The 14602-nt window shown below is 66.1% G+C and carries 14 protein-coding genes; 7 read left to right on the plus strand and 7 right to left on the minus strand.

Annotated elements, in window-relative coordinates:
- Positions 1–57: 57 nt before the first annotated feature.
- Positions 58–1299, minus strand: a complete 1242-nt coding sequence (locus NM2_RS00165) for a CaiB/BaiF CoA transferase family protein (protein ID WP_067662070.1) — start codon at positions 1297–1299, stop codon at positions 58–60.
- A 156-nt stretch (positions 1300–1455) separates the two neighbouring features.
- Here NM2_RS00165 and NM2_RS00170 point away from each other — a divergent pair, with 156 nt between their 5' ends.
- The gene (locus NM2_RS00170) at positions 1456–2196 is read left to right on the plus strand and encodes a dienelactone hydrolase family protein (RefSeq protein ID WP_067662073.1); all 741 of its coding nucleotides are present in this window, start codon (positions 1456–1458) and stop codon (positions 2194–2196) included.
- Complete coding sequence (locus NM2_RS00175; RefSeq protein ID WP_067662075.1) at positions 2196–3041, plus strand: enoyl-CoA hydratase-related protein; 846 nt, start codon at positions 2196–2198, stop codon at positions 3039–3041. Before NM2_RS00170 ends, NM2_RS00175 begins: the two co-directional genes overlap by 1 nt.
- 53 nt (positions 3042–3094) lie before the next feature.
- Here NM2_RS00175 and NM2_RS00180 read toward each other — a convergent pair whose 3' ends face one another.
- The 3 genes from NM2_RS00180 to NM2_RS00190 are packed head-to-tail and all read right to left on the minus strand — an operon-like array spanning position 3095 to position 6164.
- On the minus strand, positions 3095–4216 hold the full coding sequence (locus tag NM2_RS00180) for a 2-methylaconitate cis-trans isomerase PrpF family protein (RefSeq protein ID WP_218025812.1): 1122 nt from the start codon (positions 4214–4216) through the stop codon (positions 3095–3097).
- Positions 4217–4230: 14 nt separating this feature from the next.
- Entirely contained in the window at positions 4231–5112 is an 882-nt protein-coding gene (locus NM2_RS00185; protein ID WP_067662082.1) for a fumarylacetoacetate hydrolase family protein, read from the minus strand.
- Complete coding sequence (locus NM2_RS00190) at positions 5109–6164, minus strand: cupin domain-containing protein (protein ID WP_067662085.1); 1056 nt, start codon at positions 6162–6164, stop codon at positions 5109–5111. The genes NM2_RS00185 and NM2_RS00190 overlap by 4 nt, the downstream gene beginning before the upstream one ends.
- 282 nt (positions 6165–6446) lie before the next feature.
- Here NM2_RS00190 and NM2_RS00195 point away from each other — a divergent pair, with 282 nt between their 5' ends.
- Together NM2_RS00195 and NM2_RS00200 are read left to right on the plus strand one after the other, a co-directional pair.
- Entirely contained in the window at positions 6447–7076 is a 630-nt protein-coding gene (locus tag NM2_RS00195) for a PaaI family thioesterase (protein WP_067662088.1), read from the plus strand.
- 103 nt (positions 7077–7179) lie between these two features.
- Entirely contained in the window at positions 7180–7986 is an 807-nt protein-coding gene (locus NM2_RS00200; protein ID WP_084530329.1) for a FadR/GntR family transcriptional regulator, read from the plus strand.
- Between the two features lie 68 nt (positions 7987–8054).
- Here the strand turns inward: NM2_RS00200 and NM2_RS00205 are convergent, their stop codons facing one another.
- Positions 8055–9524, minus strand: a complete 1470-nt coding sequence (locus tag NM2_RS00205) for an NAD-dependent succinate-semialdehyde dehydrogenase (RefSeq protein WP_067662094.1) — start codon at positions 9522–9524, stop codon at positions 8055–8057.
- A 154-nt stretch (positions 9525–9678) separates the two neighbouring features.
- Here NM2_RS00205 and NM2_RS00210 point away from each other — a divergent pair, with 154 nt between their 5' ends.
- Entirely contained in the window at positions 9679–10446 is a 768-nt protein-coding gene (locus NM2_RS00210) for an SDR family NAD(P)-dependent oxidoreductase (RefSeq protein ID WP_067662097.1), read from the plus strand.
- A gap of 67 nt (positions 10447–10513) precedes the next feature.
- Here NM2_RS00210 and NM2_RS00215 read toward each other — a convergent pair whose 3' ends face one another.
- Together NM2_RS00215 and NM2_RS00220 are read right to left on the minus strand one after the other, a co-directional pair.
- Complete coding sequence (locus tag NM2_RS00215; RefSeq protein WP_067662099.1) at positions 10514–10858, minus strand: 2Fe-2S iron-sulfur cluster-binding protein; 345 nt, start codon at positions 10856–10858, stop codon at positions 10514–10516.
- A 52-nt stretch (positions 10859–10910) separates the two neighbouring features.
- Positions 10911–12152: a cytochrome P450 gene (locus NM2_RS00220; protein ID WP_067662101.1), complete on the minus strand. Its 1242-nt coding sequence runs from the start codon at positions 12150–12152 to the stop codon at positions 10911–10913.
- A gap of 402 nt (positions 12153–12554) precedes the next feature.
- On the opposite strand from NM2_RS00220, the gene NM2_RS00225 reads away from it, so the two are divergent.
- Together NM2_RS00225 and NM2_RS00230 are read left to right on the plus strand one after the other, a co-directional pair.
- Positions 12555–13319, plus strand: coding sequence for an IclR family transcriptional regulator (locus tag NM2_RS00225; protein WP_067662103.1), 765 nt, complete (start codon positions 12555–12557; stop codon positions 13317–13319).
- A 16-nt stretch (positions 13320–13335) separates the two neighbouring features.
- The gene (locus tag NM2_RS00230; protein WP_067662106.1) at positions 13336–14289 is read left to right on the plus strand and encodes an alcohol dehydrogenase catalytic domain-containing protein; all 954 of its coding nucleotides are present in this window, start codon (positions 13336–13338) and stop codon (positions 14287–14289) included.
- Positions 14290–14602: the final 313 nt, after the last annotated feature.

Raw genomic sequence — 14602 nt, forward strand, 5'->3', positions numbered from 1 at the left:
GTTACACGACATTGGCTAAGCGGGAGCAGGATGTGGTGGGAGCGGGTCCGGCGCGGGCTAGCCCGCGCGTCCGGACTTCACGGCGCCCGCGGAGTAGAGGTCGCGGATCTCCGCCTCGCCGTAACCGGCTTCGCGCAGGATCTCCTCGGTGTGCTCGCCGAGGCCCGGCGCGTAACCGCGCGGTCCCGTCGACGCGTGCTGAAAGCGGATGGGATTGTTCGGGATCCGATAGTCGCCGTATTTCGGGTGGGTCAGCTGCGTGACCGCCTCGTTGGCGACCACCTGCGGGTCTTCCAGGGCGTCTTCGAGGCGGTGGATCGGCCCACACGGAACCCCGGCCTGCTCGAGCTGCTCCAACCACACATGCGCGGGCCGCTTGTCGAACACGGTCTGCAGACGACCGCACAGCTCGTCACGATGCTCGATGCGGCCGGTGTTCGTCGTGTATTTCTCTTCGTCGAAGTCGCCGAACTCCGCGAGCATCGGCAGCAGTTTGCGCCAGAACTTGTCGTTGAGCACGGCCAGGATGAAGAACTTGCCGTCCGATCCGGTGAACGGCTGGTACGGGACGAGTTGCGGATGCCCGCCGCCCTGCGGCCGGAACGGCACGCGAGTCTTGTCCCACGCGGTGATGTAGTTGGCGAACGAGGCGACCTGACCGTCGAGCAGGTTGATGGTGATCTTCTCGCCCTGCCCGGTCAGATCCCGCAGCCGAAGCGCGGCGCAGACCCCGAAGCCGAGAAAGTAGGAGCCGACGAAATCCGCGATCGGCACACCGACCTTGACCGGACCGCCACCGACCTCTCCGGTCACACCCATCATCCCGCTGATCGATTGGGCGAGAATATCCATTCCGGGCTGATGCGCGCGCGGCCCGGTCTCGCCGAATGCGGTGATCGAGGCGTAGATCAGCCGTGGGTTGAGCTCACGCAAGGTCTCGTAGTCGATGCCCATGCGCCGCACCGCATCCGGACGAAACGCGACGACGAATACATCGGCGTCGTGGACCAGCCGCCGCAGCACCTGCTGCCCCTCGGCGCTCTTCAGATCCAGCGAGATCGATCGCTTGCTGCGGTTGACGCCGAAGAAGTACGCACTCTCACCGTGGTCGAAGGCGCTGTCGACGTATCGAAAGCTGTCACCGGCGAGTGGTTCGACCTTGACCACGTCGGCGCCGAAGTCTCCGAGCATCGACGTTCCGTAGGGCCCGGCGCCGATCTGCGACAGATCGACGATGCGAACTCCACTCAAGGGCAGCGACTCCGCTGCGGATCGGTCGGTGTGCAAAGGACCGGTCATCTCCTACCCCTCATTGTCGGGCGTGGCCGCGACGCAGGTACACGCTATTGGTTCAACCATTAGAAACCGACGATTTCGAGATGTCAACGGGTTACGGCGAGGCCAGGTCTCGTGTTACCTTCGAATCTATCTAATGGTTTAACCAAAGGAACCCATGTGACCTCGCAGGTCGAAAGCAGCTTCATCACCGTCGAAGGATTTCGCGCCCACCTCACGCTGCCGGTCGGCGCCGAGCCGCGCGGAGCGACCCTGCTGCTGCCGATGATCACCGGGATCGGCAGGCGCGTACGGGAATTCGCCCAATCGGCCACAGCCCGCAGCGGGGCGGCCACCCTGGTCTGGGATCCCTGGCACGGTCCGAGTTCCGACGACACCTCGTTCGGCGAACTGCAGCAGTTACACACCGAACTCGATGACGAGACCGTCTTGAACGAGCAGCGCGCACTGCTCGGATACCTGCGCCGGGAATACCGCACGCCGTCCCCGTCTGTGGCGGGTTGGTGCCTCGGCGGGCGGTACGCGTTGATCCTGGGCGCCCGCGATCCGGATCTGTCCGCGGTGGTCGCCTACCACCCGACGCTGTCCGCCCAGCCCGAAGCCGGGACGAGCGTCGACGCCGTCGAGTCGGCCGCCGCGCTCACGATGCCGGTGATGGTGCACTACCCCGGCAAGGACTCGCTGGTCCCGTGGGAGATATTCGGCCGCTTGCAGACCGCGCTGCAGAGCCGCGACACCGAAGCACCGACCATCATCCACCTCTACCCGCGCGCCAAGCACGGGTTCAGCGACGATCGGCGGCACAACGAGCAGGTCAACGCGGACGCCTGGGCCGTGTCCTGGCCGCAGACACTCGAATTTCTGAAAGTTACCGCGAACGGGAAAGGCAGGGACGCCTGATGGAGCTGAAGGTCACGAGGTACGAGATCGACGAGGGTGTGGCGACGGTGTGGTTCCACCGCCCGGGCCGGGGCAACTCGTGGACCAGCCGGATGAACGCCGAGTACCGGTGGCTGATGGACACGCTGGACCGCGACCCGCGGGTGCGGGTGGTGGTGCTGACCGGTTCAGGCGACCAGTTCTGTGTCGGCGCCGACACGAAAGCCCTCGACTTCTACACCGAGACCGACGAGAACTACGGCGAGACAGTCGATCCCAGCGCGCTGGCCCAGCCCGGCACGGGCGTGCACGAGGAGTTCGAGCACGATGTGGTCTGGCACTGGGGCCTGCGAGTGCCGGTGATCGCGGCGATCAACGGAGCGTGCGCCGGGATCGCGGCGGCCATCGCCAGTTTCTGCGATCTTCGTTTCGCAGTCGAGGGCATCAAGTTCACCACGTCCACGCCGCGGCTGGGGCTGCCCGCGGAGTACGGGCTGTCCTGGGTGCTGCCCCGGATCGTGGGCACCACCAACGCTGCCGACATCCTGTTCACCGGGCGGGTCGTGCGCTCGGAGGAGCTGATGCGGATGGGCTTCCTCAACGGCCTGTATCCCCGGGAAGGCTTCCTCGACGAGGTGTACCGCACCGCGCGGATGATCGCCGACCAGGTCTCACCGGCCTCGATCACCAGCGCGAAACGGCAGATGTACGCGGATCTGTTGCACCACAACGTCGGTGGCTCGATCGAGCACTCGAAGGAACTCATCGCCGTGATGATGCGACAGCCGGACTTCAAGGAAGGGGTCGCGGCCTACGCCGAGAAGCGCCGCCCCCGCTTCGCCGACGCGGTCACCCGCGACAACTGAGGCGAACGAACCCCGGACCCCCGCTACTCGGCGGGGGTCCGGGGTTCTGTCGTTCAGGCGTTCACGACACCCGTGAACAACCGCCGAGTCGTACGGTACGCCGTAGCGTAATCCGCGCGAAACCCTTCCGGCACAGACGAATCCGTCACAACCGAAGCGTCGACCTCCAGCTGTCCCGACGGTGAGCCCAGCCGCAGCACACCACCGTCCCGATCACGCGCATGCCGATGTACCACCGAACCGGGCAACCGCGCGGCGATAGCCAAGCACAGCGCACCAGTCAGCGGCAGCGCGCGATGCGCCTTTCCGTTCGACCAAAACCGCACCAGCAGGTCGATTTCCTCGGCCGCGATGACATCGCCGGACAGCGTTCGGTAATCGGCGGGCGGCGCGACCACCGCGACGAACGGTGTCATCCGGCGCTCGCCCGCCGCGCGCTCGTCGTCGGCCAATCCCATCCGCACCGAGCCCGCCCGGCGCAGCGACTCGACGCGCGCACTCAGTTCCGCGTCGCCGTCCAGCGTCTCCGGCAACTCCGCCGCGGTCAGGCCCACGTCGGCAGCGTCCAGGAAGACCACCGGATTGCCCGCGTCCACCAAGCTCGCCGGGACGGCCAGCTCCGTGGTCGCCGCACCCGCCGGGAGCAACGCCCCGGTGGCCGCACCACCCGGATCGAGAAAATCGAGCCGTACCGGCGCTCCGGCCCCCGCGACGCCCTGGAGCCGGTAGTCGCCCTCGGTGACACTCCGGCCACCCCGAACCTCGAACCTGGCACGAATGATCTTGCCGGTGTTGACATTATGGATACGCACCGACGCCTCGCCGTCGGTCGCGGGCACGAGACCCTCGTCGATCGCGAAGGGCCCGATGGCCGAGGACATGTTGCCGCAGTTGCCGGTGTAGTCGACCACCGGCCGGTCCACCTGCACCTGCCCGAACAGGTAGTCCACGTCCGCGTCCGGCCGCGACGGCGGGCCGACCACACAGATTTTCGACAACGACGACAGACCGCCGCCCATACCGTCGAGCTGCCGCCCGTACGGATCCGGGCTGCCCATCGCGCGCAGGAAGAGCGCGTCGCGTTCGGAGCGCTCCCGGGGCAGATCTCGTTCGTGGAACACCAGCGCCTTGCTCGTGCCGCCGCGGATGAACGCGGCTCGGTATTCGCTGGGCACCAGCCCGCCTCCTCTCAGAACGGCCGCGGTGCGGCAGCTGCCTCGGTCACTGTAAGTGTCATCGCGCCGATCTCATCGATCGCGATGGCCACCTCATCGCCGGGGACGAGCGGACCGACGCCCTTCGGTGTGCCGCTGGCGATCACGTCGCCCGGCTGCACGTCCACCACCGAGGTGATCAGCTCGATCGCCTCCGCCACATCGACGATCATGTCCCCGAGGACAGCGCCTTGGCGCTGCTCGCCGTTGACCGACAGGCGCGAGGTCAACGTGCCGAGGTCCCCGATCTCGTCGGCGGTCACCAGGTGCGGGCCCAGCGGCGTGAAGCCGCGGAACGATTTCCGCAACGACCTGTCCTCCTCGAACTCCCCCGGCTGGATCCGCATCGTCAGGTCGATCAGGCAGGCGAAGCCGAAAACGTACTCCATCGCCCGCTCCCGGGGCACATTGCGCCCCTGCTTGCCGATGATCACGCCCAACTCGCACTCGTGGTCGAATCGCCGGGCCGAACCGGCGGGCAACGGGATCGGCTCACCGGCGCCGCTGACCGACCCGGCGGCCTTGAGGAAGAACCCGGCTTCCCGCGCTGTGCGGCCGCCCTTGGTGATCGCCATCGCGCCGATCTCGCCGATGTGCGCGCGGTAGTTCGCCGGGATCGCGAACAGTTGCGGCGGTGCGGGATTCGCCGCCCGAAGCACCACCGACGACGCGGCGACTACTGGAAACTTTCCCGGATCCGCCAGTCTGTCGGCGACCCGGGTCCAGTTGCGGATCAACCAGTTGAGCCGCTGCTCGGGCCACGAATCGAACTCCGGCGGTACGAGTTCGGTGATGTCGTGGATGTCGTCGCCTCGGACGACGCCGACACGCGAGTCGTCGAATACGGCCAGCCTCATCGGGCGATCTCCTCGTGGTAGATGTTCAGCGTCCGGTACAGGGGACTGTCGTCGACCCGGAACAGCTTGGCCTCGGTGTCGTGGTCGTTGACGTGGCGCACCGGAGACCACGGCGGAACCGCGACGAAATCCCCTTTGCCCCAATCGAATCGCTCGTCACCCACGAACGATGTGCCAGCGCCCTCGACGACCCAGTACACCTTGCTTCCACTGTGGCGGTGGGTGACGCCCTGAAATCCGGGACGCAGGACCTGCATCTTCATCGACATCGACGGCAGCGCCGGACCCCCACCGGCCGGATTCTGGTACTCCAGGATCACGTCGTCGCAAGGGTCCGGATCCAAGCCTTTGGCCAGCTCCAGCGCTGCGTCGGCCTGCTCGCGCGAATACACCAGCAGCGGGTTGTGCCGCGGCGCGGGCGCGGCGCCGACCGGCCGCAGGAGACCGGAGCCGAACTCGCGCCAGGACTTCTCCGGCTGCTCCCCGACGGGCTGGACGTCTTCGGGGTACGGGTCGAAGAAAGTGTTGTCCAGCTTGCGTATCAACGACACATCGAGCACGTCCAACCAGATCATGGGCTCGTCGCCGTGGTGCAGGTGGTCGTGCCACGCCCAGTTCGGCGTCAGCACCAGGTCGCCCTCGCTCATCGAGTAGTTCTCGCCGTCGATGGTGGTCCGACAGCCGTTGCCGTACATGACGAATCGGAAGGCGTCCGGGGTGTGCCGGTGCGCGGTGGCGACCTCGCCGGGATTGATGTACTGGATCGATGCCCAGAATGTCGGCGTGGTGCCGTACTCCAGTCCGGGATTGGCCAGTCGCAGCGTCCGCCGGTCACCGCCGGGCCGCAAGTCCAGGACCTGCCCCAGTTCCTGCAGGAATGCCTCGAGTTCGGCCCAGCGCCAGTGCATCGGCCGCATCGAGGACTCGGGCACCCGGGTGAACAGCGGCGGATCGTCGGGTTGTGCGATTTTCAGGCCGGATCGCGCGAGCTCGTCCCTCAGCCGCAGGCGAGCAGCCGTGTCGTCGGCGGCCTGTGCCGCGGTTCCGGTCATCGCTTCCTCCTACATATCCATTGGTTTAACCATTACAGTATTGTGGTGCAATGGCCGCAACGTCAATCCCGAAAATTAATGGTTTGACCATCATTCGGCCGTCCGGCGCACCCCACGGAAAGGCCCCGCCCATGGCTCGACGAATACCCGTTTCGATTGCCGGTGGCAGTCCCGGCGGGCCGGAGCGAACAGACGATCCAGGCCGACGAGGGGAAGCAGGCCCCGCGGCACCGGCGCATCGAATGACCGGACAGCACCCGGCCACTACGGTAGGAGCCTGACATGGACGCGATCACCGAGACAACCGCAGCACCCGAGACCGAGGGCGACAGCATATTGGCCGAGTATGCGGCCGACACCTGCCGCCGGATGGCCGCTGGCCTGCTGGAACACACCGGCGCGGAACTGCGCGCATTTCTCGCGGCAGAGACGGCGCGGCTGCAGGCCGCGCTGGACGATCCTGCGACGCTCGAACCACAGGAGCCGAACGACCCGCCATGGTTCAGCCGCAAGGGTCATGTCGTGGTCAATACGAATCCGGTCACCAGCCACCGCAACGCCATCGCGCCACTGCTCACCGAGAAGTTCGACGGTGACCGCGTCATAGCGACCACGGGTCCGCTGCCGCTGCAGTACCAGGGCCCGCGCGGACGGCTGCACGGCGGCTACGTCGGCGTGCTGCTGGACCAGGTGCTGTGGAGCGCGGTCCGGCGGCGGCTCGACAACGCCGGCTTCACCCGGACCCTGAGCATCACGTACGAAGGCCCTACCCCACTGGGTGAGGAACTCACCGTCGAAGCATGGACGACCGCGGTCGACGGGCGGAAGACCTTCGCGAAGGGCGAATTACGGTGCGGCGACACCGTCTGCGCCCGAGCCGAGGGCCTGTGGGTGTCCCCGAAGGCGTCGTGATGAACCCGGCGTGGTCGGCACCCGGCCGACACCCCCGCAGTGGGATAGACTATCGGAACCAAATGGTAGAAACATTAAAATTGGGAAGTGGGGAGGCCGAGACATGACCGAATCCAGCCCCTCACGGGGGACGGCAGCGATGAACCCGTGGGCCGGGGGTGCGAACGGCGACAGCTCCGCGCTGTTCACCAAGGTGCGCACCCGCCGCGGCTTCGAATTCATCTACGACCAGATCCGCGATGCCGTGGCGGACGGGCGACTGCGCCCGGGCGACCGTTTACCCGCCGAACGCGATATGGCCGAGATATTCGGGGTCAGCAGGCACGGTGTGCGAGAAGCGATTCGCGGCCTAGAGACGACAGGACTCGTCGAATCCCGCCCCGGCGTCACGGGCGGCGCCTTCATCCGCAACGGCGATCCACGCGTGGTGTCGCGGGCGCTGGGAGATCTGGCCGCACTGGGCGCACTGTCCTCCCAGGATCTGCTCGAAGCTCGAATCCTGCTGACTTCCAACGTCATTAGGCTGGTTTGCGAGCGCGCCACCGAGGCGGACTTCCAACTGCTCGAGGACGACGTCGCGTTCACCGAGGAGCAGACGAAGAACTCCGAGGCGGGACTGGTGCGCACCGCGCAGATCACCGAGTTCTACCGGATCCTGGCCAAGGCAACCCACAACGAGGTCTTGGTGATCTTGACCGACTCGCTGGCGCAGATCGTGCATCTACGGCTGAATCGCGTTGGCCCGCAACCGAACAAGGACATAGGCAAGATACGCCGGCGAATCCTCAACCGGCTGCGCGCGGGGGACGCCGACAAGGCGATCGAGGAGATCACTCGCCACCTGCGCAGGCTGGAAAGAACATTGGTCAAAGCCGAGAGCGAACGCGCCGCAGCCGACGAATCACGCTGATCCCGCACTGTTGATCAGGTACCCGAAGTGCCCTGGCCCTGTCGAGGGGGCCAGGGTACTCATCCGTATCAGAGCCGCACGGCCATGAACTTGGTTTCCAGGAACTCCTCGATCCCTTCGGGGCCGCCTTCCCGGCCGAGTCCGGACATCTTCGCCCCACCGAACGGCGCGGACACATTGGACACCGATCCCTGGTTCACGCCTACCATTCCGGTCTCCATGGCCTCGCCGACACGCAGGGCGCGCCGGTAGTTCTCCGTGAAGATGTAGGCAACCAGGCCGTAATCGGTGTCGTTCGCGGCCTCGATCACCTCTTCTTCGGTATCGAACGCGATGAGCGGCGCCACCGGTCCGAAGATCTCCTCCCGATTCACCCGTGCGCTGCGGGGCACACCCTTGAGTACGGTCGGCTGATAGAAATACCCGGGCAGATCGGGCCGGGTACCGCCCATGACCAGCTCGGCCCCGGCCTCCAGCGCATCGGCGACCAGAGTCTCCACGGTGACGCGCTGTTTCTCATTGATCAACGGGCCCAACGTGATTCCTTCGTCCACCCCGCGGCCCACCACGAATTCCGTCATCCGGTCGGCGAGCTTGTCCGCGAAGACATCCATGATGGACCGTTGCACGTAAACGCGGTTGGCGGCGGTGCACGTCTCACCGCCGTTGCGCATCTTGGTCATCATCAGGCCGTCCAGCGCATTGTCGATGTCCGCGTCGTCGAAGACGATGAACGGCGCGTTGCCGCCCAGTTCCATGGACACCTTCAACACCCGTTTCGCAGCGCGCTCCAGCAGGTGCACCCCGACCTGGGTCGAGCCGGTGAAGGAGAGCTTGCGAGCCTTGCCCGACGCGATCAGCGTCTCGATGACCTCTGCGGCCGAGGTGGTTGTCACGATGTTCACCACCCCGTCGGGAACACCGGCCTCGGCGAAGATCCCCGCCAGCAGCAGCATCGTCAGCGGCGTCTCCGGCGCGGGCTTGACCACACAGGTGCAGCCGGCCGCGAGCGCCGGAGCAATCTTGCGCGCGCCCATCGAGAGCGGAAAGTTCCACGGCGCGATCAGGATCGCCGGGCCGACCGGTTGCTTGGTGACGATGATCCGCCCGGCCCCGGACGGATTCTCCTGATAGTTGCCGCGGATCCGCACCGCCTCCTCGGCAAAGTGCCGCACGAAATCGGCCGCGAGGGCGATCTCGGCCTTGGCCTCGTCGATCGGCTTCCCGGCCTCCAACGTCATGACCAATGCGAGCTCGTCGGCGCGCTCGTGCATCAATTCGAAGGTTCGGCGCAGCATCTCCGAGCGCTCCCGCGCGGGGACACGGGCCCAGGAGGCCTGGGTCTCGACGGCGACGTCGAGGGCGCGCATACCGTCCTGCGGGGTGCCGTCCGCGACCGCGCAGAGCACCTTCCCGGTTGACGGGTCGTAGACGTCGAAGGTCGCGCCGTCCGACGCCGCGCACCACTTCCCGCCGATCAGCATCTGCTTCGGCGCGGCCGCGATCGCGGCCTGTTCCTGGTCGATGGTAACGGTCATCGTTGACTCCTCACTCTGAAACCGTGTCTGTGCTATTTAAATGGTTTTACCATTAGAGTATCATGATGCCGAGCAACGTCTTGAGCATTATTCAGGAAATCCGTTGCTACGCATGACATCACGTGGCCGTCAGGCCGGAACAGGAGCAGTCGAGATGAGACTGGAGAACAAGCGGGCGATCATCACCGCAGCGGCGTCCGGTATGGGACGCGCCGGGGCGGAACTGTTCACCCGCGAAGGCGCCCGGGTCGCGGCTGTCGACCGCGACGCCGAAGCCCTGAAGTCCGTCGTGGACGCGATCAACGCCAACGGCGGCAAGGCCGAGGGCTTCGTGGCCGATCTCAGCGACAATGACGCGGTTGCCCGCTGTTTCGCCGAGGCGACGGACTCGCTGGGCGGCATCGACGTGCTGTGGAGCCACGCCGGCATGCCGGCCCCCTCGGACTTCGAGAGTCTCGACCTCGAGCGTTACGACCGCGCAGCCCAGCTGAACGTCACCCAGGCGACGCTGCTGGCCAGCCTCGCAGTGGCCGAAATGCGTAAGCAGGCAAGCGGATCCATCGTCTTCACCTCGTCCTCCTCGGGGCTGGTCGGATCGGCCTCCAGCCCGTTGTATTCCTCCCTCAAGGCCGGCTTGATCGGGCTGACCAAGGGTCTGGCGGTCCGGTACGCGACCGAGGGCATCCGCATCAACGCGGTCTGTCCCGGCATGGTCGCCACCCCGATGCTCTACAACGACTTCATGTCCGACTCGCCCTTCAGCCGCGAGGAGACCGAGAAGCGGTTCGTTGCCGCGATCCCGATGGGCCGCCCCGGTCAGCCCGAGGAAATCGCCCACGCCGCGTTGTGGCTGGCATCCGACGACGCCTCGTTCGTCACCGGCGTCGCACTGCCGGTGGACGGCGGGCTCGTCGCACGCTGAACCTACCCTGACCATTGCGGGCCACCATCGAAAAAGATGCTGGCCCGCAACGGTTTCCAGCATGGAACTAGTCCTCTTCCGGTGCCAGGCGCACGGTGATGCCGTCGAGTGCGGCGTCCTGCGCGATCTGGCACGACAACCGCGACGTTGCCTCGTCGAAGTGCTCGGTCTCCTCCAGCAGCTCCGTCTCGTCGTCACTGCGCGCGCCCAGCCGCGTGCGGATCTCCGCGTCCAGGTACACATGACAGGTCGCGCAGGAGGCGGTACCACCACAAGAGGCGAGCACCGGAAGGCCGTTGTCCCGCAACGCTTCCATCAGCGATTGGTCCGGATCCCATCCCAACTCGTGGGACACCCCGTCGCGGTCGACGGCGATCAGGCCGATCGCGGCGATCGTCCGGTTGTCGGTCATCGAATCCTCCTCATAGCTCGTACAGTCGCGATCGATCCCTCGGCCGCAGCGGTCACCTCCCAACCACCGGCACCAGATCCACCCGCAACGACTCCGGCCCGGTGGTCATGCTGTTGCCTTTGAGGAAGACCAGGTCCCTTTCGTGGTCGAAGGACACCGCGGCGACCTTCTGCCCGAGCAACTCGGCGGTCACCCGGGTCTCCAGCCGCGCCAGCGGAGCCCCGAGGCAGCTGTGGATTCCGTGGCCGAATCCGAAATGCCCCTCGGCGTCCCGGTCGATATCGAACCGATCGGCATGCGGCCATATACTCTCGTCGCGGTTGGCCGAGGCGATCAGCAGCCGGACGATCGCCCCCGCCGGGATCGTCACACCGCGAACCTCCACGTCCTCGCTGGTTCGCCGCACCGCACGGTGCACCGGGCCACGCATCCGCACCAGCTCCTCGACGAAACGCTCAGCGTCGCCAGGGGTTTCCCGCAGCCTGGCCAGCAATGACGGGTTGTAGCTCAACTCACGAAAACCGCCGCCGATCAGCCGCATCGTGGTTTCGAAGCCGGATACGAACACGAACCCGCACAGCTCGACGGCCTCCTTCTCGGAGATCAGCCCGTCGTCGAGCCAAGACCGGGCGATACTCCCGCCGACGGATTCGCTCTCGGCTTCGTAGAGCCGGAGCAGGTTCCCGTGCAGGTACTCGAAGAACTCGCGAGTGTACCGCTCGTCATCGGCCGTGCCGGGCGCGCTGCGAGCCACGCGCGCGAAGAAGATGAACATCTGCTCCGACAGGAATGCGACCTGTTGCAGGTCGTCGATCGGCACGTCGAGAATGCTGCTGATGGTCGCCATCGTCAACGGCCTGGCGTAGTGCTCGAGCACCTCTCCTTCCCCCCTGGCGATCATCTCGTCCAGCTTGGCGCTCGCGACTTCACGCACCCGGTCCTCCACCAAACCGATCGCCTTGGGCGTGAACGCCGCGGCAACCACCTTGCGCAGGCGCGAATGATCCGGGGCGTCGATCAGCGTCAGGAACGCCAGCTCCTGCACGTCGTTGACCTGAGAACGGAAGATCTTGGGCTTGCGCAATGCCCAGCGCACGTCATCGTGCCGGGCGACCATCCACACGTCACCGTCGTCATGCTGGACCCGCAGCACCGGCGCGTTCTCCCGCATCCACGCGTAGTGCGCATAGGGCTCGCCCTGTGTGCCCGTGTGGTCGATGATGCGGTACGGCTCGAGCCCCTCGGGCCAGTCGAGCTCATGGGAGTACGGCGGCAATTGCGCGGTTGTCGACATCGTCGGTCCTTTCACCCGATATCGCCGCTTCGTCGCGGCTGAAAGCCACTGTGGCCAACCGTGATCGGCGACACATAGTGGTATTTCGGTGAGTAGAAGAATTCACTGCCAACCGAGTCGCATCGCGGCTCGAGCTTCGGATCTCCCTGCGCACTCCGGGCGCGGAGTCGGGAAGGTCACTATCCAATGGTTCAACCAATGAGTTAGACTGAACTGCGGACCTGGAGCGAGCACCGGTCCGCAAACCAGATCTCTGCTGAACAGAGGGTGATCAGTCGGCACAATGGGCAAACCATTCATGCTTGCGCGCGCTTCGGCATGGCGGCTGATAGGCACCGAGGATCCTGCGATTTACGGTTCCCGCGATCGGCAGCGTTGCCGAGAAGCCCGGAGGTGAGCCATATGCGCAAGGCCGATGGCGAGTCGCTGATCAGCCGCGTGGCGCGGGTACTGGAGGCGTTCGACCGCGACACCGAGTCGATTTCACTGAGCACACTGGCCAACCGGGCCGGGCTGCCGTTGCCCACCGCCCATCGTCTCGTCACCGAACTGGTCCGGTACGGGCTGCTCGAACGGAACGGGACGAAGGATATCCGGATCGGCCTGCACCTGTGGGAGTTGGCCGGCCAGGGTAATCGTGGTCTGGACATTCGAGATGCCGCGCTGCCGTTCATGATCGACCTGCGGACCGCGATCCACGAGATCGTCACCATCTCCGTGCTCGACCACGGCTCCGCACTGTTCCTCGAGCGCCTGGCACCGGCGGCGACCACCCTGGCGGCCGGCCGCATGGCCGAGCGGCATCCGTTGCACACCTCGTCCTCCGGCCTGGTACTCCTGGCGTTCTCGCCACGGGACTATCAGGAGCAGGTGATCGCGGGGCCGCTGCAGAAACTCGGCGAGGACACCGTCACCGATCCCGGACAACTGCGCCAGGTTCTTGCCGATATCCGGCGGCGGCGAATGGTCTACGCGCCCGGGATCGGAACCAGGGACTGGACGGGAATGGCCGTACCGGTCACCGGAGCCGACAACGAAGTGGTGGCCGCGCTGAGCGTCGTATACAGGCGCGGCACCGAATGCCCTCTGGCCCACGAACCCGCCATGCACACGGCTGCCGCCGGAATTTCCCGGGTTCTCACCCATGGCGACCCGCATTCGAAATAGAGGAAAGGACAACAACATGCGCGGCTGGCAATTCACCAGCGTAAATTCCCCGCTTCGGCTGAACAACTCCATCGAGGACCCCTCGCCGGGAAAGGGTGAACTGATCATCGAAACGGTTGCCGCCGGCCTGTGCCACAGCGACCTCAGTTATCTCGACGGGACGCTCACCTCTCTGCTCGGACCGGCCCCGATCATCCTCGGTCACGAATTCGCCGGGGTGGTCTCGGAGGTCGGAGAAGGGGTGGCGAACTTCCATGTCGGCGACCGGGTCGCGATCAATGCCGACACCGACGGGCCGGGCACCGCGATCGACGGAGGCTTCGCCACCAAGGTTCTGGTCCGGGACTGGGAAGCCGTGCACATCCCCGACGGCGTGTCCTGGGAACAGGCCGCGCCCGCCACCGATGCCGGTCGCACGGCCCACCATGCGGTGTTCGGAATCGGCGAGGTCACCGCGGGCACACGCGTCGGAATCGTCGGCTACGGCGGACTCGGCTCGCTCGGCGCGCTGATGGCAAAGGCTTCCGGCGCAGAGGTTTTCGTCGCCGACGTCAGCGAACAGGCCCGGGCGAGCGCCACCGCGGACGGGGCGCTGAAAGTCGTCACCGACATCCGCGATCTCGCCGACGCGAAACTCGACGTCATCATCGACTTCGCCGGTTTCGACACCACCACCTCCGGCGCGATCGCCACGGTCCGCAAGGGCGGCCGAGTCGTACAGGTCGGACTCGCGAAGCCCACAGTCACCTTCCACGTCCAGGATCTCGTCCTGGGCGAGGTGCAGTTGCACGGCTCGGTCACCGGCAGCACGGACGACCTGGCCTCGGTGCTGCGATTCATCGAGAACGGCACCATCTCCTCGCGCGTGGAGACACTGTCCTTCGAGCAGATCGGCGAGGGATACGACCGGATGAAGCGCGGCGACTACCACGGCCGCCTGGTGGCCATGTTCGATCATCCCGCCAGGTAGCACCCGCAAGCCGTCCGCAACCCTCGCTCGATGACACGGCGGGACCGCTGCGGTGCCCGCGTACCCCGGCAACCAGGCGGAGTACGCGGGCACGGGATACCCACTGCTCGACGAGCCGACGGTTGTGGGACTCAGGACCGGCGACCGACCGAACGTCATTGGGACAGAATCATGAAACGCCACACCTAACGAATCGTCACATGACACTTCGTTCTGATCGGTGTGCATATCCCCGCCTCCGACACCGGACCGGATTGTGGTCGGCCGGACGACGCTGTCCAGCCGACCACGTCCTCTACTTCCCGGACAGTCG

Origin of the sequence: Nocardia miyunensis NBRC 108239 (genome assembly GCF_001613065.1) — a bacterium.
GTDB lineage: Bacteria > Actinomycetota > Actinomycetes > Mycobacteriales > Mycobacteriaceae > Nocardia > Nocardia miyunensis.

Excerpts from the sequence above, each read along its gene's own strand:
- NM2_RS00165 (WP_067662070.1), bottom strand. The coding sequence starts at position 1,299 with ATGACCGGTCCTTTGCACACCGACCGATCCGCAGCGGAGTCGCTGCCC.
- NM2_RS00175 (WP_067662075.1), top strand. The coding sequence starts at position 2,196 with ATGGAGCTGAAGGTCACGAGGTACGAGATCGACGAGGGTGTGGCGACG.
- NM2_RS00185 (WP_067662082.1), bottom strand. The coding sequence starts at position 5,112 with ATGAGGCTGGCCGTATTCGACGACTCGCGTGTCGGCGTCGTCCGAGGC.
- NM2_RS00190 (WP_067662085.1), bottom strand. The coding sequence starts at position 6,164 with ATGACCGGAACCGCGGCACAGGCCGCCGACGACACGGCTGCTCGCCTG.
- NM2_RS00195 (WP_067662088.1), top strand. The coding sequence starts at position 6,447 with ATGGACGCGATCACCGAGACAACCGCAGCACCCGAGACCGAGGGCGAC.
- NM2_RS00200 (WP_084530329.1), top strand. The coding sequence starts at position 7,180 with ATGACCGAATCCAGCCCCTCACGGGGGACGGCAGCGATGAACCCGTGG.
- NM2_RS00205 (WP_067662094.1), bottom strand. The coding sequence starts at position 9,524 with ATGACCGTTACCATCGACCAGGAACAGGCCGCGATCGCGGCCGCGCCG.
- NM2_RS00210 (WP_067662097.1), top strand. The coding sequence starts at position 9,679 with ATGAGACTGGAGAACAAGCGGGCGATCATCACCGCAGCGGCGTCCGGT.
- NM2_RS00215 (WP_067662099.1), bottom strand. The coding sequence starts at position 10,858 with ATGACCGACAACCGGACGATCGCCGCGATCGGCCTGATCGCCGTCGAC.
- NM2_RS00220 (WP_067662101.1), bottom strand. The coding sequence starts at position 12,152 with ATGTCGACAACCGCGCAATTGCCGCCGTACTCCCATGAGCTCGACTGG.
- NM2_RS00225 (WP_067662103.1), top strand. The coding sequence starts at position 12,555 with ATGCGCAAGGCCGATGGCGAGTCGCTGATCAGCCGCGTGGCGCGGGTA.
- NM2_RS00230 (WP_067662106.1), top strand. The coding sequence starts at position 13,336 with ATGCGCGGCTGGCAATTCACCAGCGTAAATTCCCCGCTTCGGCTGAAC.